The organism is Bacillus haimaensis (genome assembly GCF_048270625.1).
Lineage (GTDB): Bacteria > Bacillota > Bacilli > Bacillales > Bacillaceae_I > Sutcliffiella_A > Sutcliffiella_A haimaensis.
This window is the reverse complement of the sequence record NZ_CP158164.1, coordinates 2,119,260-2,142,484: the sequence shown is the minus strand read 5'-3', so window position 1 is coordinate 2,142,484 and position 23,225 is coordinate 2,119,260. Positions and strand designations below refer to the sequence as shown.

The window sequence follows — 23,225 nt, the reverse complement described above, 5'->3', positions numbered from 1 at the left end:
CCAAATTATGATTTAATTCTTTCTCTTCGATTGGAAGGAATTTATCAATACATTCTACTTCACTTACTAAATATGAAAGAGGGGTTTGATTAAGCTATGAAGAAATGGCTACCAAATTGGCGAATACTATCGCTTTTTAGTGTAATGACGCTATTCTTAGCAGGCTGTGGTAAACCATTCCTATCTGCACTTCAGCCGGTTGGTGAGGTAGCAGATATGCAAAAATCACTGATCTTGTTAAGTTCGGCAATTATGATTCTTGTAGTAGTGGTTGTTTCCATTATCTTCGTTTACGTTGTGATTAAGTTCCGTCAACGTGATGGAGAAGAAGAGCGCATTCCTAAACAAGTAGAAGGAAGCCACAAATTAGAAATTACCTGGACTGTTATTCCGATTTTACTATTATTGATCCTAGCAGTTCCAACTGTTTCCTACACATTCCAATTGGCTGATGTGAAGGAAATGGAGAAAAAAGAGACTGACGCACTTGTTGTCAATGTTACTGCACATTTGTACTGGTGGGAGTTTGAATACCCTAACCAAGAGGTTGTAACAAGTCAGGACCTATACGTACCAACAGATGAGAAGATTTATTTCAACCTTAAAGCAAGCGATGTAAAGCACTCTTTCTGGATTCCTTCTGCTGGTGGGAAAATGGATACGAATACAGAAAACGAAAACAAGTTCTGGTTGGAGTTCGACTCTAAACGTGTAGGGCAGGCACCTGAAGAGCTTTTCTACGGAAAATGCGCTGAGCTTTGTGGACCGTCCCATGCATTAATGGACTTTAAAGTGAAAACTCTTCCTCGCGACGAGTTCGATCAATGGATTGAAAACATGAAGAATGCAGAGCCAACTGCAGAAACTGAACTTGCGCAAGCAGGGGAAGAAATCTTCGAACAAAGCTGTATCACCTGTCACGCGGTATCTGCTGACCAAAAGGGTGTTGCACCTAACCTGACTAACTTTGGCAACAGACAAATGGTTGCTGGACACAAAGCGAATACTCCGGAAAACCTGGCTGATTGGCTGGAAGATCCAGAGACGTTTAAACCAGGAAACAAAATGACTGGTGCTTACGACGAACTTAAACCAAATGAAATTAAAGCACTTGTAGAATATTTATCAGGACTAAAAGTAGAATAGATTTTCACGAAAAGGAGGTTACATTGTGAGTACGTTAGCACAGAAAAAGGGATTTGGCGCAACTCTATGGGATTACCTGACAACGGTTGACCATAAGAAAATTGCCATCCTTTACTTAATTGCCGGCGGATTCTTCTTTGTCGTCGGTGGGATAGAAGCGATGCTTATCCGTATCCAACTGGCAGTGCCGGATAGCGGCTTCATTGCAGCTGGATTATATAATGAAATACTTACAATGCATGGTACAACCATGATATTCCTGGCAGCGATGCCGTTATTGTTTGCATTTATGAACGCTGCTGTTCCGTTGCAGATCGGTGCACGTGACGTAGCATTCCCATTCATTAATGCACTCGGATTCTGGTTGTTCCTATTCGGTGGAATCTTCCTTAACCTTAGCTGGTTCCTAGGAGGAGCACCTGATGCAGGTTGGACTTCATACGCGTCTCTATCACTGGCATCACCCGGTCATGGTATTGACTTTTATGCACTTGGTCTTCAAATCTCGGGTATCGGTACGTTAATTGGTGGTATCAACTTCCTTGTTACCATCATCAATATGCGTGCACCTGGTATGACTTATATGCGTATGCCACTTTTCACATGGTCTACGTTTGTAGCATCTGCACTTATTCTTTTCGCTTTCCCTCCATTAACGGTTGGATTAGCACTTATGATGTTAGACCGTCTATTCGGATCGGCATTCTTTGATCCAGCATTGGGTGGTAACACGGTTATCTGGGAGCATTTATTCTGGATTTTCGGACATCCTGAGGTATACATCCTTGTATTACCTGCTTTCGGTATTTTCTCGGATGTATTCTCTACATTCTCTAAAAAACGTCTATTCGGTTACTCATCCATGGTATTCGCTACCGTTCTAATCGGTTTCCTAGGATTCATGGTTTGGGCTCACCATATGTTCACAACAGGTCTTGGTCCGATCGCGAATGCGATTTTCGCAGTTGCAACAATGGCGATTGCCGTTCCAACAGGTATCAAAATCTTCAACTGGATGTTCACAATGTGGGGCGGACAGTTGAAAATCAATACTGCAATGCTTTGGTCTGTAGCCTTTATCCCTACGTTCGTACTTGGTGGGGTAACAGGGGTAATGCTAGCATCAGCAGCTGCTGACTATCAGTATCATGACTCTTACTTTGTAGTAGCTCACTTCCACTATGTAATTGTAGGGGGCGTAGTATTTGGCCTTTTCGCTGGTCTACATTACTGGTGGCCAAAAATCTTTGGAAAAATCTTGGATGAAACATTAGGAAAGATTACTTTCTGGCTGTTCTTCTTCGGTTTCCATTTAACATTCTTCATTCAGCATTTCCTTGGACTGATGGGTATGCCTCGTCGTGTATTCACGTTCAAAGCGGACCAAGGTTGGGATCTTTCCAACTTGATCAGTTCAATCGGAGCTGCATTCATGGCTTTAGCAACGATTGTATTAGTAATTAACATTGTAAAGACAGCATTAAGCAAGCAGACAGTTGCTGGCGATGCTTGGGGTTATGGCCGTACTTTGGAATGGTCCATCCCATCACCACCGCCTGAATATAACTTCAAGCAAACTCCACTTGTTCGTGGATTGGATCCACTCTGGGTGGAGAAAATGGAAGGCAAAAAGGGTATGACTCCAGCCGAGCCTGTTGGTGATATCCATATGCCTAATGGTTCCATTCTTCCATTCATCATTTCGTTCGGTCTTTTTGTAGCCGCGTTTGGTGTAATGTACAGATTGGATTATGCATGGGGATTACCTGTGATGATTCTTGGATTGGTAATTACATTTGGCGCAATGTTCTTCCGTTCTGTCATCGACGATCATGGGTATCATATTCATAAGGAAGATCTATTGGCTGAAGATGATGACAAGGGGGCGAAGTTATAATGCATACAGAAGAAAAATTAACTGCAGAAACTTTTCCTGCATCGCCTGAAAAAGCGACCCTTGAAGGTAAAAACAAATTTTTAGGCTTCTGGCTCTTCCTTGGGGGAGAAACAGTTCTATTTGCATCTTTGTTTGCAACATATCTTGCATTGAATGATTCGACTGCTGGGGGTAAAACAACTCAGGAACTTTTTGACTTACCACTAGTTTTTGCGGCAACCATGATTCTTTTAACAAGTTCATTAACAAGTGTGTACGCTATGTATCACATGAAGAACTTCAATTTCAAGAAAATGCAATTGTGGATGGGGATTACTTGGTTACTTGGATTAGCGTTCCTAATCCTTGAAATTTACGAATTCAACCACTACATTCATTTGGGACACACATTTACTAGCAGTGCATTCGGTTCCGCGTTCTATACATTAGTAGGTACTCACGGTGCCCACGTATTCTTTGGTCTTTTATGGATCGGTACATTGTTGATCCGTAACATGAAGCGTGGTCTTGACCTGTACAATGCTCCAAAGTTCTATGTAGCTTCTTTATACTGGCACTTTATCGACGTTGTATGGTTGTTCATCTTTACTGTAGTATACTTAATGGGAATGGTGTGATGACATATGGCAAATCAAACTAATACCGGAAATCCAAAAGTAGATTTAGCATATCGTCGTAAAAAGAGCAAGGAAGAAATGAAATATCAGGTAGTATCATTTGTATTAATGATCTTCCTTACGCTTCTTGCATTTTTGGCAGTAGGAGCGGAAATGTCTAAATTGTTCATTGTACCAGTTATCATTTTAATGGCAGTGGTACAATGTATTTTCCAACTATACTATTTCATGCATATGAACCATAAAGGTCATGAAGTGCCTTCATTGTTCCTATTCTCTGGATTAGCTGTTGGATTGATTACAATCTTAGCGTTTACGACAATTATTTGGTGGTAAAAAGAAAAAGCGGAGACCAGTTATCTGGTACTCCGCTTTTTTTGATTGCACCTTTGAATACTTTGTTGAGTTCCATTCCAGGCGTTCAAACTCCTCTCCGTATGTCCAATTCATGACAATTGCTCTGACATACCTCTACACGACTCTGCCTCGCATTGAAGGGGGAAAGGGGGTGTAGTATAATGGTCGTATGGAAATAAGTGTCCAATGTGGCACCATTAAAATTGAGGTGACTTCTTTCATGTTAGGCAACTTGGATATGTTTGGCTTTCAGGCACTCTGGAGCCCGTTTTTACTTGTCACGACCATTGCAATCATTGCATTGTATCTATATATAACAGGAAGCGGACGGAAGCATTTTAAGGAGTCAGAAGCCATTACGAATAAGCAGAGATCCTTTTTCATTATCAGTTTAATCATGTTCTATCTTGTAAAAGGGTCACCAGTCGATCTTCTGAGCCACTTGATGTTAAGCGCTCATATGACGCAGATGGCAATACTTTACCTGGTGATCCCACCGCTTTTGTTGATGGGTACGCCTGCATGGCTGCTACGAAAAGCGATCAATCTGCCAGTAGTGAAGCCTGTTTTCAGGTTTTTCTCCAAGCCCTTGATTGCATTGATCGTATTTAATGCCATTTTCTCCATCTATCACATTCCAGTTATTTTTGACATTGTGAAAGTGGATATGACTTTGCATACGACTTACACCGCCGTGATGTTTTTGGCTGCTTTCATCATGTGGTGGCCGCTTGTTAATCCTCTTCCAGAAGAACAGAGACTTTCAGGTATTCTGAAAATCGGCTACATCATGGGTGATGGAATACTGTTGACACCGGCATGTGCATTAATCATTTTCGCCGATCAACCGCTTTATGCGACCTACTCGGAACTGACTGCATGGCTGGCTGCACTTGAGCTATGTGTACCTGCTGGAACATTGGCAGGCTTAGATCTGGGTGGACCGGAACTCTTCAACGCCCTTCCGCTTATTGAAGATCAAAAGCTTGGCGGTGTTATTATGAAAATCATTCAAGAAATCATGTACGGAAGCATTTTGGCCTATGTGTTCTTCCAATGGGCTCGCCGTGAAAGAGAAAAAGAAGAGATGGAATTATCACAATCGATGAATCCAAAAGTAGTGGAGTAGCAACAGCTTCGACAGCAACCATGCAACGTTGCTGTTTTTTATTGAGGTCAGTGAATTTTACAATATCATGAACGTTCTACTTTCATATTGCAAGATTTATGAAAGTTAACTTAAAATAGTCTTGAGTAGAGCATAAGTGTGAGAGGAGAAACACATGGATTATTCAATTCCTATCCTACCAACCATCAGTACTTTTTTTATTGTACTAAGTGCTATTTTTGTCGGTATCGGTTGGTATTTAATCAGTAAAAGAAAGATTGAGGCACACAAGCGAACCATGCTGCTTGCAGCGGTATTTGCGATCATCTTTTTCATTATATATGCCTCAAGAACGATATTCGTCGGTAATACCAGCTTTGGCGGACCGGATAATATTAAGATTTACTATACATTGTTCCTGCTATTCCACATAACATTGGCAACGATAGGAGCAGTAATGGGTATCATCACATTATGGACAGGATATAAAAACAACCTATCCAAGCATAGAAAACTTGGACCAATTACAAGTATTATCTGGTTTTCTACGGGTATTACTGGAGTTGCAGTTTACCTGCTTCTCTATGTGATTTATCAGGGTGGAGAAACGACATCTGTCTTTAAAGCCATTTTGGGATTTTAATTTCATCTTGTCTACAATTTGCAATAAACATGAAAAAAGGTGTTCGGATAAAATTCCGAGCACCTTTTTTATCATATTTTAAAATTTGTCTTGATGATTCCAGCTTCTCGTGCGGAATTGAATGCAATCAGGATCAGCGGCCCTACAATGAAACCCAGAATTCCGAGAAGCTTCAGGCCTAAATACATCGCAATCAATGTGGCAAGAGGGGACAAACCTATATGTGTTCCCATTACTTTCGGTTCCACCGTTCTTCTGATTATAAGAAGAACGATGGCCAGAACTGTAAGCTGGGTTCCGAGTCCGATATCACCCGTTATGAGATGGAATATCGCCCAAGGGCCAAGGATGACAATAGAACCGATAATAGGGATGAAGTCAATCAGCCAGATGATCAGAGACATGATTAGAGCCGTTTCAGGTGCAATGATCCATAGTCCAACCAGTGAAACGAAAAAAATGATGACACTGACCAAAAACTGGGCTTTAAAGAAGCCAAATACAACATATGATAGTCTAGAGGTCATAAATTTGACTTTATTGGCAGTCGACTCCTTCAAGTGAGAATAGAATCCAACCTTTAATCGCGGCATATCCATGAGGAAGAGGAACAGGGCGATTAGATAAACAAGAAAACTGACCAGATAATTAGGAATATCCGTAAAGAGGCTGCTGATATTTTGGATATTCAAAAAGTCCGTCAAAAATATTCTAAGATCATACAGGAAGGATTCCACCTGGTCACTTATTGCATCCACTACTTCAGGTGGCAGTTCTTCAGAAGCATTATGAAGATCTACTTGAAAATCTCGCCATACTCTATTTACTTCATTTATGTAGGATGGAGCATTTTCCACAAGATTGATTGCTTCTGTAATCACCTTAGTAGTAATAAAATAGCCAACTGCTCCAATGGAAGCGACAAACAGAAGGAATACAATCATGACGGAAAGGTTTCTTTTCAAGTTGACGCGTTGCTGGAGAAGTTTAACAATTGGTTCTAAAAAAAATGTTGTTACAAGTGCTAATATGATCGGTATGGATACCGGTAAAATGAAATAACCTACCACACAGATTGCGGCAATGATAATAACAATTAATAACGTTTTCTTCGTAAACAATGAGGACAATGGATGACTCCTTTCTAAACACATACTTCTCTAATATAGATTATAGTATGGATTTTACTGAAATAATAGTATGTAGGAAAATAATTATGTATAGGAAGTCAAAAAATGATAATGATTGCTTCCTTAAGGGAAATATATAGCTATCGCCAATAGGAGCGCATTTTCTATACCACAATCATGATTTGGTAAAGACAAAATTCTAGGAGGCTTTTATGGAAATCAGTAAAGGGCAGATTGAAGTCAGCACGTTACTGCTACAAACGATCACTTCCATATGTGTTTCTGATATAGAGGGCATCAAACAGATTGCGCCAAGACTACTCGGCAAAGTATATTCCTTATTGCAACAAGAACAAAGGCAATCGGCCATTATTCATTTGGAAAAGGAACATTTGGTTACAATAGATGTATTTATTGCCGTAGCTTTTAACACAAGCATCCCAGATGTTTGTATTAGATTACAGCAGCATATCAAGAATGAGATAGAGGTAATGACAGGTTATCAGGTAAAATCGGTCCGTATCTTTGTAGGGGAGGTCTATAGAAATTAAAAAGAAGGTGGAATGCCTGTGCCATGCACAAACAAACTCACCCTCTATACAGAATTTTATTTCATTTGATCCATTCTTTCTTTTGATTGTACCAATAGAGATTTGGATGTCTCTACAACATTTGAGGGGAAAGTTTCGCCTTCTCCATATTCCACGCCATGAGGATAGTAATGCTTACCTAAAAGTGGAGGCATCAGTTTGATCATTGCATGAGATCCCCCAACATCTCCTTCAACAGCAAAGCCTTGGACACGCAAGTAATATACGTCACCTTTATTTTCGAATTTACGATCAAATGTAACGCGCTCATAATCCCATTGTCCTGCCAGTACGAACCCTAAGTCTTCCATGATATCCGTTAAACGGGATAATTCCACTACTTCATTTTCAATTCCAGTGTTTTCAATTCTCATGTATGTACACTCCCTTTCGATCCTTACCAAAAAAGTACGCTCCTTGTTAATAATAGTACGAATAAGGATAACTTTCAATAAAGGAATAGTCGAACTCGCCTTTTCGTCGCACTTTTTTAGAAAAAGTCATGATTTTGTAGAAAATGGTCAAACTATCTCTGAAGGAGAAGTAAGATTCCTCCTCTACTATGTATCCTATCCAATTTAATCGAAAAATACGAGGTGACATAATGAAAACAGTACGAGAAGTAATGACGACGAATGTAGATGTTTGCACACCATTAGACAATGTATATGAAGTTGCAACGAAAATGAAGGATTTGAATGTGGGAGCAATCCCTATTGTGGAAAATAATCAGCTTGTAGGAATGATAACAGACCGGGACCTTGTTGTTAGAGGAATTGCTGAAAAGCATGCAGGTTCCAATTCTGTAACCAATGTGATGAGTGATCACCTGGTAACCATCACTCCGGAAGCATCTGTTGATGAAGCTGCCCATCTGATGGCCAAGCATCAAGTCAGAAGACTTCCTGTGGTGGAGCATGGACAGTTGATTGGAATATTGGCTTTAGGAGATCTTGCTGTAAATCAAATGTCAGATGACAGTGCTGGAGAAGCTTTAAGCGATATTTCCGAAAGATAAGAGGAAGACTGCAGTTAATATAAAAAGCTGCAGTCTTTTTTTTGTCCTTCCACTTTCAAATCTTTTATAATGAAGTAAATATGGAAAAAAGCGTATTCATTCATCAGAAGTTGGGTATAAAAGTGATAAAGATAAAAAATCTACCATTTTGTGTACATAATTAGAATCTAAAGGAAGTCTATCAAATATATTAATAGAAAAGGAGGGATCGACCGGAAAATGAGAGGACTATTTATACTATTGTTTGTTGCTTTCTGCCTTTACCTCTTTGTTAATGTAGAGCCCGAGCAGCTGGAAGAACTGTTGGGCAACCAGCCTCAAACAGAACAGCTTGAATCTGGTGACACTAATGAGGAAGAGCAGGCCGTGATCCAGTCAAAAATCCAATCATCCGACACAGTGGAAGGAATAGCATCATTTATCGGGAAATCTGTCAGTGAACTATTGCATACCTACGGCGAACCGGATAGAAAAGATCTATCCGCTTATGACTATGAATGGTATATCTATCATAATTATCCTGAAGAATATATTCAATTCGGAGTGGAAAACGGGAAAGTGGTAACAGCTTTCAGTACAGGGTCAAACAGTGAAAACAGTCCTTTCCGAATTGGTCAAGCATATGATTCCCTTAACGAGGAATGGTCCTTTGCAGATTCTGTCACTGTTTTATATGAAGAAGGTTCCTATCGTTTCGAAATGAAAGAAGAGGAGCTACAGACTCGTCCTTTAGTACTGCTGGGGGATGTGTATGTACAATTATACTTTGACAGCTTTGATAAAAAGCTCTCGAGTATACGGTATTTGAATGCCGAGACTTTAATCAAGCAGCGGCCGTATGAACTGGTTTACCGGGGGCCATTGCTCGACCCGAAGGAGCTGGACCGTGAGGAATGGAAAGCGGTGGAAGCAGGGGCAGAACAACAGATCATCGATTTTACCAATATGATCAGGCACCGATTTGAGCTTGCTCCTGTGGAGTGGCACGATGAAACGGCAGATGTTGCTTTTCTGCACAGTAAGGATATGAAGGATGCAGATTATTTTTCACATACGTCTCCTACTTCCGGAAGTCTTTCTGACAGACTGACAACCGGTAATGTACCATTTCAATATGCAGGGGAGAATATTGCGGCACAGTATGTCGATGGAATAGCTGCCGTCGAAGGCTGGCTCAATAGCGAAGGGCACCGCAAAACCTTGCTCAATGAACGTTTTACCCATCTGGGAGTAGGGGTGAATGAAAAATATTATACCCAGAACTTCATTGAGACATGGTAAAAAAGCTGAACATCGGAGGACACTCGCGATGTTCAGCTTTTTTTTATGCTTCCAGCAATAAACATGTCTTTTTCCCACTGTCCCTCCACCAATACATCGTTGCCGGAGTGAAGGTTTATTTCTTTCCAATCCTGAGTGAATGGTTGACGAAGCACCACAGGAACGGTCCGGTCGTTGGTCTGTAGCCGAATGGTGGTTACCATCATGTACATTTCATGGTAATAGCGCTTTTTCACTGTCCTCAAGTCGGTGATGGTACCATGTAAACGGGCCTCCAGCCTAACATGGTCCAGAACTTCCCATTTTCGACGCTGCCTGACTTTCTCTTTTTTCGTAATCCAATAAAAATACAGGATTAAAATAGGAATGATTACTGCTGTTACCATAAAAACAACCTCTTTACACTTTTTTGGGGATAATGAAGAAGCTTCCGGTAGCATGAGCAATCAATGTTTGGTCGTCCCTGAAAACTCTCCCTTCCATTACCAGAAGCTTGGAGCCTTTATGTATAACATTTGCGACACATTTAAATTCATTTCCGACGCCTTTTGCAACATAGTTGATTTTCATCTCGGTGGTAACAGCTGCTTTATCTTCCGGTAGTAGCCTGAAGGCCAATGTTCCCATTGCTGAATCAAGAAGAGTGGCAGTAAGTCCGCCATGCAATATGTCTAATGAATTCTGAAGAATCTCGGTATTTGGAATGGTCATTGTCAATGTACCAGGCTCATGGAACACACTCGTGATCCCCATTAGTGCACCGATATGAGTTCCATTCTTACCCGCCTTTTTCCGCTTTAGGCTATCAAGGTATAAAGAGGCAATCTCGCGCTCCTCCTCTGTAGCATCTATTAAAAAATCGTTCCATTGTTGTGTTAAATCCATTTTTGTTCCTCTTTTCTAAACAGTCTCCTCTCATCTTATCAATTAATGTCATGGAAAGAAAAGAAAAATAGGCGAACACTTTTTCTTTTTTTTCAATAAAATACACTAGGCATATAGAGGAGAGAGGTGAGAGAATGGCAACGAAAGAAAAGCACCCAAGTATTGAAAAGTTCAAAGCGTTTGTCAAAAAGCATCCGAAGCTTGCTCAGGAAGTGAAAAGCAACAAAAAAACCTGGCAGGAGCTTTTTGAAGAATGGTATTTGCTTGGGGAGGAGGACGAAAGCTGGAAAAGCTTCCGGGACCCCAACCTTCCAGAGGAGGAGGAGAGCTCCAAGCAGTCAAAATCAGATGTTATTCCTCAAATACTACAATCTTTAAAGAAAATGGATATGAATCAGATGCAGTACCATCTAACCAATGTAAACTCTGCAATAGGCAATATCCAACAGCTCATTCAACAGTTTATCCCAAGCTCATCAAAGGGAAGTTCGCCATCCCAAGGTGCCAAAAATCCTTTTTCGTTTCGAAAAGATTAAGCTGATAGGAATGGATGAAGATCATGAGAAAAGATGTGTACGAATATATCCAAAAGAAAAAAACATTAAAGTCATACTTGCGTGAACAGCCATCCTGGTATCGAACACTGACGAGAAACCCTGAAAAACTAAATGATTTTGAGTTATCATCCATGCACTATTACAAACAGACCATTCCCCACAAGGTAGAAAAATTCCAGAATTCCGTCCAGATGGCGTCCATGATGGTGCATATGTTTCAGACCATGAAGAATATGGATTGAACAAAATAAAACTTGATTTTAATGGAGCTAATAGACAGCTCCATTTTACATATCCAAGAATAGAAACACTTCCAATTTCTCAAACTAAGTAAAAATTGGGAGGAGCAACCATGATGAATAAGTTTTTTATTACCTTTACCTGCTTTACTCTTGTGCTTCTATCAGGCTGCAAAGAAGAGAAGCGCAAAGAGCCCGAAGTAATGAACAATGTAAATGAACTGGCAACAGAAGTATCTTTAATGTCTTCACAGGCGAAGAAACCATCCAGTAAATCGTTATCGATGACCATTCATCACCATATCAAGGGTCAGCATGTCTACATGGAATGCATCGTTGGTCCGAATTTTCATTTTACCGACGATAGCAGAAAAAGAAAGCAGGGAGAGGGACGCCTCCATGTCTATGTAGATGGAAAATTTTATGAAACCAAGTCACAGGGAGCCTTCATTCTGAAAGGGATGCCGACTGGAAAACACACTATAAGCGTAAAGCTGATGCACAATGACCAGACTGAATACGGAATTTCGGACTCTTTTGAAGTAGAGATAAATTAGGGTTGGGTATTATACTTCCTTTAGTTTTCATGGTATGATGGAATCGGAGGTGTATTCCTATATGATCGCTACTTTTGAGCATGTTAAAATGGTAGAAAAAGCAGAAGAATTGGCGAAGATGATTTGGCAGTCAGAACTTGCCGAAGACTATCACCGCTGTCTATATAATGTACATCAGGATAAAGAGGCACAGGAATTGATTCGTGCTTTTCAACATATGAAAGACCGTTACGAGGAAGTACAGCGTTTTGGGAAGTACCATCCCGATTACCGGAAAGTCACCCTCGAAACAAGGGAGCTTAAGAGAAAAGTAGATCTGCATGAGACCGTTCATGCGTTCAAGCAGGCAGAGGATGCCATTCAAAAAACACTTGATGAAATAAGTGTCATGATTGGCCACTCCGTCTCTGTCAATGTGAAGGTCCCAACAGGAAATCCATTTTTCGATTCCCTATCAAGCTGCGGCGGAGGCTGTGGATCTGGTGGAGGATGCGGCTGTAAAGCAAGTTGATTTCCAGTTTGACCAGAAAAAGAGACTAATCCGTTAGTCTCTTTTTTATGTTTTTTTTCTTAAACGGATGCAATCATCACATAGATTTCCACAACAGAACATTTTCTCCTGTGGAACGAAAAAACGGTGTCGATAAACAAATAGGTTTTGAGCTTCCCGGACAAAATGCGTTTCCACTGTGACCTTTTTGCGGAACATCGCTTTTTTGGCACAGGCAGCTATGATAACAGACCCTTTGGCTTCCCACTCTGACACTTTTTCTGAGGAAACATGTACATAGAGAAAAGGTATTCCGGTGATGTTTTTTCGGAAGCACCCCTCCACCAGCTCATCTTCTTTCAATTCATTCAAAAAAGTGGACCAGATTTGCTCAAGTTCCATGGATGGTGTCCTCCTCTCCTATTTCATAAAGGAAAGTAACGAATTTTCACATATATTAGGGCGTTTTTGTATGTCATCTTCCATTCATCCGTGCTAAAATAATAAAAAGGTCGAAAGAATATGATAATATAGGAATAGTATATAGATATCGGCAAGCTAGAATGATAAAAGGGGCAAAAACATATGCTGACACAAAGACAAGGCATTGTAGTATGGCTACATTCGTTAAAGCAAGCAAAGCTGCTGCGACGTTATGGCAATGTCATTTATATATCAAAAAAATTGAAGTATGTGCTTTTCTACTGTAATAGTGAAGATACCGACACTCTGGTCGAAAAGCTGAACAAGCAATCCTATGTGAAGAAAGTGGAAGTATCCCACAAGCCTTCCATCAAAACCCATTACGAGAATTCCAGACCGGATAAGGCTAAGGAATATGATTATAAGATGGGACTATAAGAAAAAGCAGTACAAACTTTCGACATCAAGTTGTGTTTGTACTGCTTTTTGTCTTTAATTGCCTTATTCTACCTTGATTAAACACTTTTGAATCAGGGTGATCATTTATCTTAAAGGCGGAATATAATGGTTTAATCGCAATATTCCTATAATGTATTGATAGAATAGTGCCTTTTCTGCAAAGGTGGTGGAAGGCTTGATATCCATCTGTATGATTACCTTGTCCAGGCTTGCAGCCAATGCCTCAAATAATGCCGCGCGTTTATTTTGCAGATGGTTTGGATTGGGTATCCCTTCTAAACATATGTAAATGGCCTGAAAGTCTCCAGGGTTTGTCGGTTTCATGACGACCGCCAAAGAAGTGACCTTTTTTCCATTCTTTTCAGTGTGGAACATCATAAGATGCTGCAGCCGTTCCTTGTTGCACCTTCCCAATTCCAACAGCTCATAAATATCGGAATAACCTTCCCCTAATTCTATAAATCGTTGAATCATTTTTTTAAAACTCCTCTCCAAGAACATGTTCATTTAAACAACTATCATTATCCCGGTTTTACTTTAACACTTTCCGCATAAAAATAGAAGTACAGCCCAAAAGACCATTGAAAGGGAGGAAAGCTTATGTTATTGGTTTTCTTATGTTTATTGGGTATTTTACTTATTGTTTATGGAAAAGATCACTTCACCATCTCGAAATCTTCCCAAGAGAACCACCATATACCCTTAAAGGGCATTCTCGCCACGGGAATAGTATTCTATCTGCTGTCAAGAGGACTGATAGACGATGATCAGAAGGATCTGCTTGAATCGAAGACCTTGGATGAACTGGAAGGGTATATTCTAAGCAATAATATTTTAACTGAACAGGAATGGGCAAATGTATGCCTCACGGAGTTTGACTCCTGCACTTTAAGTGACTTTGACTTGGATATGCCGGTATTATAATAAAAAAAACCCTGCAAGGATACCCATGCAGGGTCCTTCCATTCCTTGAAAAATTTCAAGGTTAAGAAGGCAAAGGGAGAGGAGAAACCGGAGGAAGAACTTATGGGGAAACGTAAGTCTTCTCCGCGGTTGGCAACAACATCACACGAATAGATGTTGTTATAGGTAAGTATGAACCAAATAAAGGAAAGCTATACACGCAAGTTACAACTATCTTCCCTCCTGATAAATACTTTTGAATTTTATGTCGAATATGATAGGATATTGGTAATTGAGTTTATAGAATTAAAAGTAGTGGTGAGAAGATGAGAGTAGTGTCAGGCAAATTTAAAGGTAGACAGTTGAAAGCGGTACCAGGGATGAATACACGTCCCACGACCGATAAAGTAAAAGAATCAATTTTTAATATCATCGGACCATATTTTGACGGAGGTTCGGCATTAGATCTTTTTGGAGGCAGCGGCTCACTTGGAATCGAAGCACTCAGCCGGGGAATCGATAGAGTGATTTTCGTTGATAAAGATGGGAAAGCGATTCAGACAATTAAACAAAATGTTGAAACCTTTGAATTGGAGTCGCAGGTGGAAATCTATCGCAACGATGCAATGAGAGCATTGAATGCGTTGAATAAAAGGGAGATTTCATTTGATTTGATTTTATTGGATCCTCCATATAAGAGGCATCACCTGGAAGATCTTATACATAAAATAAATGATTTTAATTTACTGTCCGAAACGGGCCTTATCATGGCAGAGCATAGCAACGAGGTTGAATTGCCTATCATTCTTGGAAGCTTTAAACGGACAAGGCAGGAGCATTACGGGCTGACCGTGATTTCAGTATATAAATTTGCATCGGGTGAAGAAGGAGGAAATTAAGTTGGCAAGTATTGCAGTTTGTCCAGGTAGCTTTGATCCGGTTACCTTTGGTCATATGGATATAATCAAAAGAGCATCCAAGGTGTTTGATAAGGTATATGTTTGTGTCTTGAATAACACTTCCAAAAAGCCATTGTTTACTGTGGAAGAAAGGGTTGCGCTTCTACAGGAGGTCACAAACGAATTTGGAAATGTGGAAGTGGAAGAGTTCCATGGCTTATTGATCGATTACGCACGCAGCAAAAATGCAAGCTCCATTGTAAGGGGCTTAAGAGCGGTTTCCGACTTTGAATATGAGATGCAGATCACATCGATGAACAGGGTGCTGGACGAAAGTATTGAAACCTTGTTTATGATGACCAATAATCAATATTCCTTCTTGAGTTCAAGTATTGTAAAGGAAGTCGCAAAATACAGTGGTTCCGTTTCAGAACTGGTACCGCCGGTTGTAGAAGAAGCACTGAAAAAGAAATTCAAAAGTAATTAAGTCCTACATAGATAGAACCAGCACTTGGTAAACAGGGTGCTGGTTCTTTTATTTGGGTTATGAAGGAAAAAACGCAGGGATTCAGTCCATCATATTCTATGATTTTATGTCCTGGCTTCTTCGGATCAGTAAGATTATCAAATACCCCCATAGAACTGCCAAAGTAAATATCGGGCCATATATCTCCAAGCTTGAAAGCAGTTTTTCCCAGAAACCTGCGGGCAGATAAGGAGCAAAAACAGGAATATCCACGCTCGCATTTTCCAGTCCGTTCAATTTTTTATCAATCGGGTTCCAAAGAAGGAAAGTAATAAGTGCGGCAAAGCAACCATGCATGATTCTGGCCAAAAAGAAAGGCTTGAATCGGATATCGGATTCAGCAAGGATGCTTGCAACCTGGGCCTGGACGGACAGGCCACTGAAGGCGAGGAAAAAGCTTGTGATCATAATCTGATCCATCAGGGAAACATGCATCACTTCACTGGTTAATTTACCTCCTAAAGTGATTTCAAAAATACCGGATATCAGGGGTATGCTCAGTTCTGTTGAGATTTGGAATAGAGGCAGCAATAGCCCGAGCATACCTGCCAACAATGCAGTAATCCCAATAAGGGCAAGCATGCTGTTCAGAACGGAAAATAGAATGAGGAATCCACCAACCATCAACAAGGTTTGGACAGATGTCAGTACTGCATCTCCCAGGAGTTTTCCAAGAGGTTTTTGATTTTTAATGCGCGTTTGATGAAGCTCACTGAATGCTCTTCTCAAGGATATTTTCTTCACGGCAGAATGGCGTTCCGTTTTTTTACCTTTATAGTAAGGTCCATGAAAACGCATCACCAGCCCAACACATATGTTGCCAAGATAATGAGCTAAAGCAAGGATGATCCCCACCTTTGCATTATGGAAAAACCCTACTGCTATAGCGCCGAAAATGAAGAGCGGATTGGATGAATTCGTAAAAGAGACCAGCCTTTCCGCTTCATATGCAGTAATCTCGTTATCCTTCCTGAGTCTTACCGTGAGCTTTGCGCCGGAAGGGTACCCGGAGGCCATACCCATTGCCCAAACGAATCCTCCCACGCCAGGCACCCGAAACAATGGTCTCATCAACGGCTCCAGCAATACCCCAATAAAGGCGACCACCCCGAACCCTATTAACAGTTCGCTGATTATCAAAAAAGGCAGCAGGGAAGGAAAGACAATCTCCCACCACATTTTCAGGCCCCTTAAGCTTGCTTCAAAGGAAGCCTGAGGATTAAGTATAAGTGATAGTGCTAGTAGGGAAATAATAAAAGCAAAGAATAATGTTTTTATTTTTGAAAAGTTCACTTGTATAGCCTCCTACCTTTTGCCCGGCTCCGCTTTTCTTTGACTAGCTCCGCCGGCTAGCCCCTCGAGTCATAAGCCATGTTTCCTGCAGAGGTGAAACCCAACCTCCTCCGGAAACCTGTCTTATGCTTGTCGGGGCTGCCCAAGCCGGCTCCGCTTTTCTTTGTCTAGCTCCGCCGGCTAGCCCCTCGAGTCATAAGCCATGTTTCCTGCGGAGGTGAAACCCAACCTCCTCCGGAAACCTGTCTTATGCTTGTCGGGGCTCCCAAGCCGGCTCCGCTTTTCTTTTTAGTACAAGAATGATTGGGTTTTTGTTAGAATATTAATAATTACCTATGAATGGTGGGATGGTTTGTCCATCTTACCTTTCAATATACGAGGGAAGGGTAGGGATTTAGAACAAAAATTGACCCAAGTCTCTACTGTTTGCTCACCATATAAATAAAAGAAGCGTACAATGAATATGAAGAAAATAGCAGGTTTAATGGGCTTTTAGGTGGCTGTTAAAGCTTGGGGTGATGAATGTTGGAACCTAAAATTGGAGTCGCACTGGGGTCTGGTGGTGCAAGGGGTTTTGCCCATCTTGGTGTGCTGAAAGTGTTGCAGGATGAAAATATTCCTATTGACCTGATTGCCGGGAGCAGCATGGGGGCATTAGTCGGCAGCTTCTTTGCGATGGGGCATGATATGGATCGCCTATACAAAATTGCTACTGCATTCAAACGGAAGTATTATCTGGATTTTACGGTTCCGAAGATGGGCTTTATCAGTGGCAATCGAGTGAAGGATCTGTTCAGGATGTTTACCCAAAATAAAAATATTGAGGACCTGGCTATACCGCTTAGCATCGTTACGACAGATCTGGAGAAAGCCGAGAAGGTTGTTTTGACATCCGGATCCATTGCAGATGCTGTTAGAGCAAGCATTTCCATTCCAGGTATCTTTGTGCCTGAAAAGCTGAATGGGCGCCTCCTGGTGGATGGAGGAGTGGTTGACCGTGTACCTGTCAGTGTGGCAAAAGAGATGGGAGCGGACCTGGTAATAGCCATCGATGTCTCTCATGTGAAAACAAACGAACCGGTGGATTCGATCTTCGATGTTATTCTGCAGACCATTGATATCATGCAAAATGAACTGGTGAAGCGCAGTGAGCTGGAGTCTGATATTATGATACGCCCACCTGTCGCACACTACAGTTCACGTGCATTCACCAATATAGAAGAGATTATCCGGATAGGGGAAGAAGAGACAAAAAGACATATTCCTCTCATTCGGAAAAGGATTGAGGAGTGGAAGGGGAATCATCAGGATGAAGAGTAAAATGTATAGAAATTCCTTGATAATCGGGGTCATTATTGCTGTGGTATTGAATTTTGTCACATTGCCCTATTATGTAACCAGGCCAGGATCAGCAGAAGAGCTGGCACCACTGGTTTCTGTGGAAGGTGGAGATAAGGATGATGCGGGTCGCTTTATGCTGACTACGGTAAAAATGGGGAAAGCGAATGTCTTTACCTATGCCTTTGCAAAATTCAGCGATTACCAAAATATCTACCCGATCAATCAGATTCGCAGGGAAGATGAATCAGATGAGGAGTACTCCTATCGTCAGCTTCACATGATGGAAAACTCCAAAGAAACGGCCATCAAAGTTGCGTATGAGAAGGCAGGGAAGGAAGTAGAACTGATTTCAAGAGGTGTCTATGTGTTCTCGGTGCTTGAAGGAATGCCTGCAGAAGGCAATTTGAGGATAGGGGATAGAATCACACATATCAATGGGGAGGAAACTCCTACTTCAGAAATTTTCATGGAAAAGGTAAGTGGAAAAGAGATTGGCGAAACAATTGAAGTTACATACGAACGTAAGAAGAATGAGGAAACTACTAGTATCAAATTAGGTGAACATCAGGAAAAAGAAGGAAGTCCAGGGATAGGAATCAGTTTACTAACTGATTATGAGATTACAACCGATCCAGAAATCACTATCGATACAGCCCAAATCGGTGGTCCATCTGCTGGTCTGATGTTTACACTCGAAGTTTACAATCAACTAATGGAAGAAGACATATCAAAAGGCTATAATATTGCTGGAACTGGGGCCATCAACGAAAAAGGTGAAGTATTACGTATCGGGGGTATTTCACAAAAAATTGTCGCTGCCGATAACGCAGGTGTAGATATTTTCTTTGCTCCCAACGAAAATGGCGCTGAAAATTCCAATTACCAGGAAGCGCTGGTAGCTGCGAAAGACATCAAGACAAAAATGAAAATTGTTCCAGTAAATACCTTTGATGATGCAATCGCATATCTTAAAGAGCTTAATGAGAAATGAAATGAATAAAAAACCAGCGCCCACTAATAATGGTGGGCGCTGGTTTTTTAATTCAAGAATATATTTTTCTCTTCGTTATATCTTATTGGCGGCTTGGAGTACTCCAATTGCATCCACTCCCCACGGGCTGGTTCCGGGAACTTCATGGCATAAGTATTAGTCGCCCTGATATCCATATCAAGCATCACATTTTCCAAAGAAGAAACCTTGGATAGTAAAGGAAGGGTTGTGTCTTTTTTGATATGCTTCAAATAGCTTTGCCCTTTCTTTGACATCCCGAGCAATCGTATGTACTCACTCTTTTTGGTGGAAGTAATTCGCTGCATCGCATCTTTTTTGGTGTTTGTCAAAAGATGGGTACACATCCTTTGTAACCTCGTCCATGTATATCTCTTCGTTTTAAGCTTTGTCATGAACTCTTCAAAGGAATGGCTTTCTTTCATGGTCTGTTGTAGCCTGTGCTCAAGTCCCTCCTCCACCTCATAGATTGCAGCAAGCTCAGAAGGGGTACTGCAAAGAATCCGATACTTCAGAAGGTGAAAATAATCCTCCCAGCGATGGAATCCACCAGCCTGCCGTTGATAATGGGCAAGGAAATGGTAGGTACCTTCAGGAACATATTGTTGTACATTCTCAATCTGACCGCCATGATTAAACAGGGCCTTGCGGATACTTGTGGCACTCGCTATGGTGGAAGTGTTGAAATCCGGGTCATGATAGCCGGCATTCTTTCGTTCAATGGTGAATGCCTGCAGTGGGCTATTCTGGTCGCGAATGGCCTTTACATAGTGATAGCCCAGAATATTGTTTGGCTGAGTCAAATCAAGGACCATCTCATTTTTTGTAATCTCAGTAAATGCCATGGAAGACGCTTTCGGGAAACTGTAGCCCTCCTGACTGTATGTCTGCACAAGCAGATCATACTCCTGCTTTTTGGTTTCCATAATGGTCAAGGTTCGCTCGAAATCTCCGATATTTCCTTGCTCGCTTCCAAAACAGACAGTCTCACAATGCATGCCAGATAATATGGATATGGAACCGCTTGCAAAGACCTCCGCTTTTTGGGTGGCAAAAGCATAAGGCAATTCCACGACGATATCGATACCGTTGATAAGAGCCATTTTCGTTCTGGTCCATTTTGAAACGAGAGCCGGTTCCCCGCGCTGCAGAAACTGGCCGCTCATGACGGCGATGACAACATCAGCCCCGGTTGCTTTCTTGGATTGCTCCAGATGAAACTTATGTCCGTTGTGAAAAGGGTTGTATTCAACAATTACGCCTAAAGATTTCATTTTCAGACCCCTTATAGCAGACAAATATGAACATATTCACATTGTCTGATGGTAATATGATTTAACTGATTGTTTTTTTAGCTATTTTTGTTAAGTACTTGTTCAAATCATAGGATTATGTCTATAATTATAGTGTAAAGAAAAAATATTGACAAATATATCGGTGAAAGCTATAATTACTTTTGTTGCCTTGAGGTGAATATCTTGTTGAAATGGACATTATTCCAGTTAAATCAGTTACAACATAAAGGTTTAGAAATCGATGAAACAGTTGATGTAAGTGAAATTACGACTCATAGTGATATTCGATCTATTGAAGCCGTTCACGTAACTGGTAGAGCTGATTTAAGTTCGAAAAAAGCTACGTTTCATTTAACTGTGGAAGGTAGAATGGTTTTACCATGTTCACGTACATTGGTTGATGTGGACTATCCTTTTACGATAAAAACAACTGAAACTTATCTTTTTCAGCCTGCTGAGTATGAAAGTGATGAAGAAGAGCTGCACACGGTTGAAGGTGATGTGGTCGACTTAATGCCAATCATTAAGGAGGCAATCATTCTCGAAGTGCCCATGCAGATTTTCTCAGACTCTCCCGATCAGGAAGAGGCGGCTCCCCAATCCGGTAAAGACTGGGGCGTCATTACAGACGAGGATCAAGAGAAAAAGGTTGATCCAAGGCTTGCAGGACTGGCTAAGTTTTTTGAGAAAGACCAAGAGTAGAGATTACGTTTGTAATGGAAACTCGTTTTTAAGGAGGTGGGAAGAATGGCTGTACCTTTCAGAAGAACGTCTAAAACTGTAAAAAGAAAGCGTCGTACACACTTTAAACTACAAGTTCCTGGTATGGTAGAATGCCCAAGCTGCGGTGAACAGAAATTATCACACCGTGTATGCCCAGCATGTGGTACTTACAAAGGAAAAGAAGTAGTAAATAAATAATGAAAAAAGCACAGGGTCCGTCCCTTGTGCTTTTTTTATTTGCTTTCGTTTATAAGTGAATTTCTTATATAAAGCAATACAACCAATCGGAAATCAGTTAATATGAAATTAAAATCCAAAAAAGGAGCAGCTCAGCTATGCAAAAATCAAAAACTGTAACATACATAGATGAACATCAGTTATTCTGGTTCCAAATAAACCGCCCCGACAAAAGAAATGCGGTCGATTATGATGTGATGAATGAGCTGGAGCAGGCGTTAAAAGAAGTAGAAGGGAATCCGGCCATTAGAGCTTTCATTATTACAGGCGCAGGGGAGCATTCGTTCTGTTCCGGAGGCGACCTCTCCGTTTTTCATGCCCTGCACACAAAAGAAGAGGCTTACTCCATGCTTTCTAAAATGGGGGAAATACTATATAGCCTCATGACACTTCCTGTCCCCACTTATGCACTAATAAATGGCATAGCCATTGGAGGAGGCTGTGAAATTGCTTCTGCCTGTGATCAGAGGTGGGCATTGCCTCATGCCAAATTGGGGTTTGTACAAGGAAAGCTTGGAATTACAACGGGATGGGGAGGGGCGAGTATGCTATTTGAGAAAATCCCTTCACCTCAAGCTTTGCAAATGTTGAATTCCGCCACTATTTATCCAGCAGAGGTGGCAGAAAAACTCGGTTATGTTCAGAAAATAGTACCTTCTAATGAAACGCACACCCTGCATGAAGGCCTTGTACAATCTTCGGGAGTGCTAAGAAGCTATAAACAGGCACTGGTCAAAAAATGGGAGCAGACAAACCTGAAAGAGAGAATGCTAGCAGAAATAGAGCAATGTGCATATTTATGGGAACAGGATGAACATCACAACGCTGTGGCGAGGTTTCTTCAAAATAAGAAAAAATAAGGTGCCACTTCATTTTGGTGCTTCATTTAGTCTATCTTTTCTACTACACGCATATGTATAGGAATAAAAAAGTGTGTTAGGGGGATAGCGCCTATGTCTACTGTTCGTCAAGATGCATGGACTCAAGATGAAGATCTATTGTTGGCGGAAGTGGTGTTACGATATATAAGAGATGGTGGCACACAACTTACGGCCTTTGAGGAAGTCGGAAAAAAACTCTCTCGAACATCTGCCGCATGTGGCTTCAGGTGGAATTCATATGTCAGAAAGCAATATAAATCGGGAATCGAACTTGCAAAAAAGCAACGGAAAGAAATCAAAAGGGAACAAGCAGCAAAAATTCCCGATCCTGAAGTGACGGAATTTAACAGTATCAATGAAAAATTATATGCATCAGATAACCTTACCATTTCTGCTGTCATAAGCTATCTGAACCATTTGGAGCAATTGGAGAACGAGTACACGAAGCTAAAAGATGAAAACCTTCAGCTCAAAAGGAAGGTTGATAAGCTTGAAGGGGAAGTCCAGCTATTGGGGCAAGCGAAATTGGAGCTTGAAACATCGATGAATCTTGTCGAGGAAGACTATCGTGCCCTCATTGAAATAATGGAGCGCGCACGAAAGATGGTCGTGCTGCAGGATGATGAGAAGAATAAAAAGGTAAAGTTTCAAATGGATCGCAACGGCAATTTGGAAAGAGTGGAAAAGTAGGATTCTATTTTTGTGACCACCAATAACCCGG

Annotated in this window: 31 protein-coding genes; 23 read left to right on the top strand and 8 right to left on the bottom strand. The window is 41.1% G+C overall.

Annotated elements, in window-relative coordinates; all coding sequences use genetic code 11:
• Nucleotides 1-96: 96 nt before the first annotated feature.
• From coxB to ABN702_RS10855, 6 genes are all read left to right on the top strand, one after another.
• The gene (coxB, locus tag ABN702_RS10880) at nucleotides 97-1,146 is read left to right on the top strand and encodes a cytochrome c oxidase subunit II (protein WP_417900667.1); all 1,050 of its coding nucleotides are present in this window, start codon (nucleotides 97-99) and stop codon (nucleotides 1,144-1,146) included.
• 25 nt (nucleotides 1,147-1,171) lie between these two features.
• A complete protein-coding gene (ctaD, locus tag ABN702_RS10875; RefSeq protein ID WP_417900666.1) occupies nucleotides 1,172-3,043 on the top strand; it encodes a cytochrome c oxidase subunit I in 1,872 nt (623 codons plus the stop codon).
• Complete coding sequence (gene ctaE / locus ABN702_RS10870; RefSeq protein WP_417900665.1) at nucleotides 3,043-3,660, top strand: cytochrome c oxidase subunit III; 618 nt, start codon at nucleotides 3,043-3,045, stop codon at nucleotides 3,658-3,660. Before ctaD ends, ctaE begins: the two co-directional genes overlap by 1 nt.
• Before the next feature lie 6 nt (nucleotides 3,661-3,666).
• Nucleotides 3,667-3,996, top strand: coding sequence for a cytochrome c oxidase subunit IVB (gene ctaF / locus ABN702_RS10865; RefSeq protein ID WP_204418502.1), 330 nt, complete (start codon nucleotides 3,667-3,669; stop codon nucleotides 3,994-3,996).
• A 241-nt stretch (nucleotides 3,997-4,237) separates the two neighbouring features.
• A complete protein-coding gene (gene ctaG / locus ABN702_RS10860; protein WP_417900664.1) occupies nucleotides 4,238-5,146 on the top strand; it encodes a cytochrome c oxidase assembly factor CtaG in 909 nt (302 codons plus the stop codon).
• Between the two features lie 154 nt (nucleotides 5,147-5,300).
• Nucleotides 5,301-5,768, top strand: a complete 468-nt coding sequence (locus tag ABN702_RS10855) for a DUF420 domain-containing protein (protein ID WP_417900663.1) — start codon at nucleotides 5,301-5,303, stop codon at nucleotides 5,766-5,768.
• 71 nt (nucleotides 5,769-5,839) lie between these two features.
• On the opposite strand, the gene ytvI is transcribed toward ABN702_RS10855, so the two are convergent.
• Complete coding sequence (gene ytvI, locus ABN702_RS10850; protein WP_417900662.1) at nucleotides 5,840-6,898, bottom strand: sporulation integral membrane protein YtvI; 1,059 nt, start codon at nucleotides 6,896-6,898, stop codon at nucleotides 5,840-5,842.
• A gap of 212 nt (nucleotides 6,899-7,110) precedes the next feature.
• On the opposite strand from ytvI, the gene ABN702_RS10845 reads away from it, so the two are divergent.
• Nucleotides 7,111-7,449 (top strand): Asp23/Gls24 family envelope stress response protein, encoded by a 339-nt coding sequence (locus ABN702_RS10845; protein ID WP_417900661.1) that lies wholly within the window; start codon nucleotides 7,111-7,113, stop codon nucleotides 7,447-7,449.
• A gap of 56 nt (nucleotides 7,450-7,505) precedes the next feature.
• On the opposite strand, the gene ABN702_RS10840 is transcribed toward ABN702_RS10845, so the two are convergent.
• Nucleotides 7,506-7,862: a YugN family protein gene (locus tag ABN702_RS10840; RefSeq protein ID WP_417900660.1), complete on the bottom strand. Its 357-nt coding sequence runs from the start codon at nucleotides 7,860-7,862 to the stop codon at nucleotides 7,506-7,508.
• A gap of 230 nt (nucleotides 7,863-8,092) precedes the next feature.
• On the opposite strand from ABN702_RS10840, the gene ABN702_RS10835 reads away from it, so the two are divergent.
• Together ABN702_RS10835 and ABN702_RS10830 are read left to right on the top strand one after the other, a co-directional pair.
• On the top strand, nucleotides 8,093-8,506 hold the full coding sequence (locus tag ABN702_RS10835) for a CBS domain-containing protein (RefSeq protein WP_417900659.1): 414 nt from the start codon (nucleotides 8,093-8,095) through the stop codon (nucleotides 8,504-8,506).
• Between the two features lie 207 nt (nucleotides 8,507-8,713).
• On the top strand, nucleotides 8,714-9,787 hold the full coding sequence (locus ABN702_RS10830) for a CAP domain-containing protein (protein ID WP_417900878.1): 1,074 nt from the start codon (nucleotides 8,714-8,716) through the stop codon (nucleotides 9,785-9,787).
• A gap of 32 nt (nucleotides 9,788-9,819) precedes the next feature.
• On the opposite strand, the gene ABN702_RS10825 is transcribed toward ABN702_RS10830, so the two are convergent.
• Nucleotides 9,820-10,173, bottom strand: coding sequence for a hypothetical protein (locus ABN702_RS10825; protein WP_417900658.1), 354 nt, complete (start codon nucleotides 10,171-10,173; stop codon nucleotides 9,820-9,822).
• A 13-nt stretch (nucleotides 10,174-10,186) separates the two neighbouring features.
• On the bottom strand, nucleotides 10,187-10,672 hold the full coding sequence (locus tag ABN702_RS10820) for a PaaI family thioesterase (RefSeq protein WP_417900657.1): 486 nt from the start codon (nucleotides 10,670-10,672) through the stop codon (nucleotides 10,187-10,189).
• A gap of 134 nt (nucleotides 10,673-10,806) precedes the next feature.
• On the opposite strand from ABN702_RS10820, the gene ABN702_RS10815 reads away from it, so the two are divergent.
• The 4 genes from ABN702_RS10815 (at nucleotide 10,807) to ABN702_RS10800 (ending at nucleotide 12,536) form a co-directional block, all read left to right on the top strand.
• The gene (locus ABN702_RS10815; protein WP_417900656.1) at nucleotides 10,807-11,208 is read left to right on the top strand and encodes a YlbD family protein; all 402 of its coding nucleotides are present in this window, start codon (nucleotides 10,807-10,809) and stop codon (nucleotides 11,206-11,208) included.
• A 23-nt stretch (nucleotides 11,209-11,231) separates the two neighbouring features.
• On the top strand, nucleotides 11,232-11,471 hold the full coding sequence (locus tag ABN702_RS10810) for a YlbE-like family protein (protein WP_386644204.1): 240 nt from the start codon (nucleotides 11,232-11,234) through the stop codon (nucleotides 11,469-11,471).
• 110 nt (nucleotides 11,472-11,581) lie between these two features.
• A complete protein-coding gene (locus ABN702_RS10805) occupies nucleotides 11,582-12,025 on the top strand; it encodes a hypothetical protein (protein ID WP_417900655.1) in 444 nt (147 codons plus the stop codon).
• 61 nt (nucleotides 12,026-12,086) lie between these two features.
• The gene (locus tag ABN702_RS10800) at nucleotides 12,087-12,536 is read left to right on the top strand and encodes a YlbF family regulator (RefSeq protein ID WP_417900654.1); all 450 of its coding nucleotides are present in this window, start codon (nucleotides 12,087-12,089) and stop codon (nucleotides 12,534-12,536) included.
• 45 nt (nucleotides 12,537-12,581) lie between these two features.
• Here ABN702_RS10800 and ABN702_RS10795 read toward each other — a convergent pair whose 3' ends face one another.
• On the bottom strand, nucleotides 12,582-12,917 hold the full coding sequence (locus tag ABN702_RS10795; RefSeq protein WP_417900653.1) for a hypothetical protein: 336 nt from the start codon (nucleotides 12,915-12,917) through the stop codon (nucleotides 12,582-12,584).
• A 183-nt stretch (nucleotides 12,918-13,100) separates the two neighbouring features.
• On the opposite strand from ABN702_RS10795, the gene ABN702_RS10790 reads away from it, so the two are divergent.
• Nucleotides 13,101-13,376, top strand: a complete 276-nt coding sequence (locus tag ABN702_RS10790; protein ID WP_386644195.1) for a YlbG family protein — start codon at nucleotides 13,101-13,103, stop codon at nucleotides 13,374-13,376.
• A 105-nt stretch (nucleotides 13,377-13,481) separates the two neighbouring features.
• Here ABN702_RS10790 and ABN702_RS10785 read toward each other — a convergent pair whose 3' ends face one another.
• Nucleotides 13,482-13,871: a methylthioribose kinase gene (locus ABN702_RS10785; protein WP_417900652.1), complete on the bottom strand. Its 390-nt coding sequence runs from the start codon at nucleotides 13,869-13,871 to the stop codon at nucleotides 13,482-13,484.
• 126 nt (nucleotides 13,872-13,997) lie between these two features.
• Between ABN702_RS10785 and ABN702_RS10780 the strand changes: the two genes are divergently transcribed.
• The 3 genes from ABN702_RS10780 (at nucleotide 13,998) to coaD (ending at nucleotide 15,686) form a co-directional block, all read left to right on the top strand.
• The gene (locus tag ABN702_RS10780) at nucleotides 13,998-14,321 is read left to right on the top strand and encodes a hypothetical protein (RefSeq protein ID WP_417900651.1); all 324 of its coding nucleotides are present in this window, start codon (nucleotides 13,998-14,000) and stop codon (nucleotides 14,319-14,321) included.
• Nucleotides 14,322-14,626: 305 nt separating this feature from the next.
• The gene (gene rsmD, locus ABN702_RS10775) at nucleotides 14,627-15,199 is read left to right on the top strand and encodes a 16S rRNA (guanine(966)-N(2))-methyltransferase RsmD (RefSeq protein ID WP_417900650.1); all 573 of its coding nucleotides are present in this window, start codon (nucleotides 14,627-14,629) and stop codon (nucleotides 15,197-15,199) included.
• A 1-nt stretch (nucleotide 15,200) separates the two neighbouring features.
• On the top strand, nucleotides 15,201-15,686 hold the full coding sequence (coaD, locus tag ABN702_RS10770; RefSeq protein ID WP_204418483.1) for a pantetheine-phosphate adenylyltransferase: 486 nt from the start codon (nucleotides 15,201-15,203) through the stop codon (nucleotides 15,684-15,686).
• Nucleotides 15,687-15,782: 96 nt separating this feature from the next.
• On the opposite strand, the gene ylbJ is transcribed toward coaD, so the two are convergent.
• Entirely contained in the window at nucleotides 15,783-17,018 is a 1,236-nt protein-coding gene (ylbJ, locus tag ABN702_RS10765) for a sporulation integral membrane protein YlbJ (RefSeq protein ID WP_417900649.1), read from the bottom strand.
• Nucleotides 17,019-17,540: 522 nt separating this feature from the next.
• Here ylbJ and ABN702_RS10760 point away from each other — a divergent pair.
• Together ABN702_RS10760 and ABN702_RS10755 are read left to right on the top strand one after the other, a co-directional pair.
• Nucleotides 17,541-18,338, top strand: coding sequence for a patatin-like phospholipase family protein (locus tag ABN702_RS10760; protein WP_417900648.1), 798 nt, complete (start codon nucleotides 17,541-17,543; stop codon nucleotides 18,336-18,338).
• Nucleotides 18,328-19,350 (top strand): SepM family pheromone-processing serine protease, encoded by a 1,023-nt coding sequence (locus ABN702_RS10755; protein ID WP_417900647.1) that lies wholly within the window; start codon nucleotides 18,328-18,330, stop codon nucleotides 19,348-19,350. The genes ABN702_RS10760 and ABN702_RS10755 overlap by 11 nt, the downstream gene beginning before the upstream one ends.
• Before the next feature lie 47 nt (nucleotides 19,351-19,397).
• Here the strand turns inward: ABN702_RS10755 and ABN702_RS10750 are convergent, their stop codons facing one another.
• Nucleotides 19,398-20,642, bottom strand: coding sequence for a nucleotidyltransferase (locus tag ABN702_RS10750; RefSeq protein WP_417900646.1), 1,245 nt, complete (start codon nucleotides 20,640-20,642; stop codon nucleotides 19,398-19,400).
• Nucleotides 20,643-20,849: 207 nt separating this feature from the next.
• Between ABN702_RS10750 and ABN702_RS10745 the strand changes: the two genes are divergently transcribed.
• The 4 genes from ABN702_RS10745 (at nucleotide 20,850) to ABN702_RS10730 (ending at nucleotide 23,194) form a co-directional block, all read left to right on the top strand.
• Entirely contained in the window at nucleotides 20,850-21,365 is a 516-nt protein-coding gene (locus tag ABN702_RS10745; protein ID WP_417900645.1) for a YceD family protein, read from the top strand.
• Nucleotides 21,366-21,410: 45 nt separating this feature from the next.
• Entirely contained in the window at nucleotides 21,411-21,584 is a 174-nt protein-coding gene (gene rpmF / locus ABN702_RS10740; RefSeq protein ID WP_010193033.1) for a 50S ribosomal protein L32, read from the top strand.
• A 137-nt stretch (nucleotides 21,585-21,721) separates the two neighbouring features.
• Entirely contained in the window at nucleotides 21,722-22,483 is a 762-nt protein-coding gene (locus ABN702_RS10735; protein WP_417900644.1) for an enoyl-CoA hydratase/isomerase family protein, read from the top strand.
• Nucleotides 22,484-22,576: 93 nt separating this feature from the next.
• Nucleotides 22,577-23,194: an RsfA family transcriptional regulator gene (locus ABN702_RS10730; protein ID WP_417900643.1), complete on the top strand. Its 618-nt coding sequence runs from the start codon at nucleotides 22,577-22,579 to the stop codon at nucleotides 23,192-23,194.
• Nucleotides 23,195-23,225: the final 31 nt, after the last annotated feature.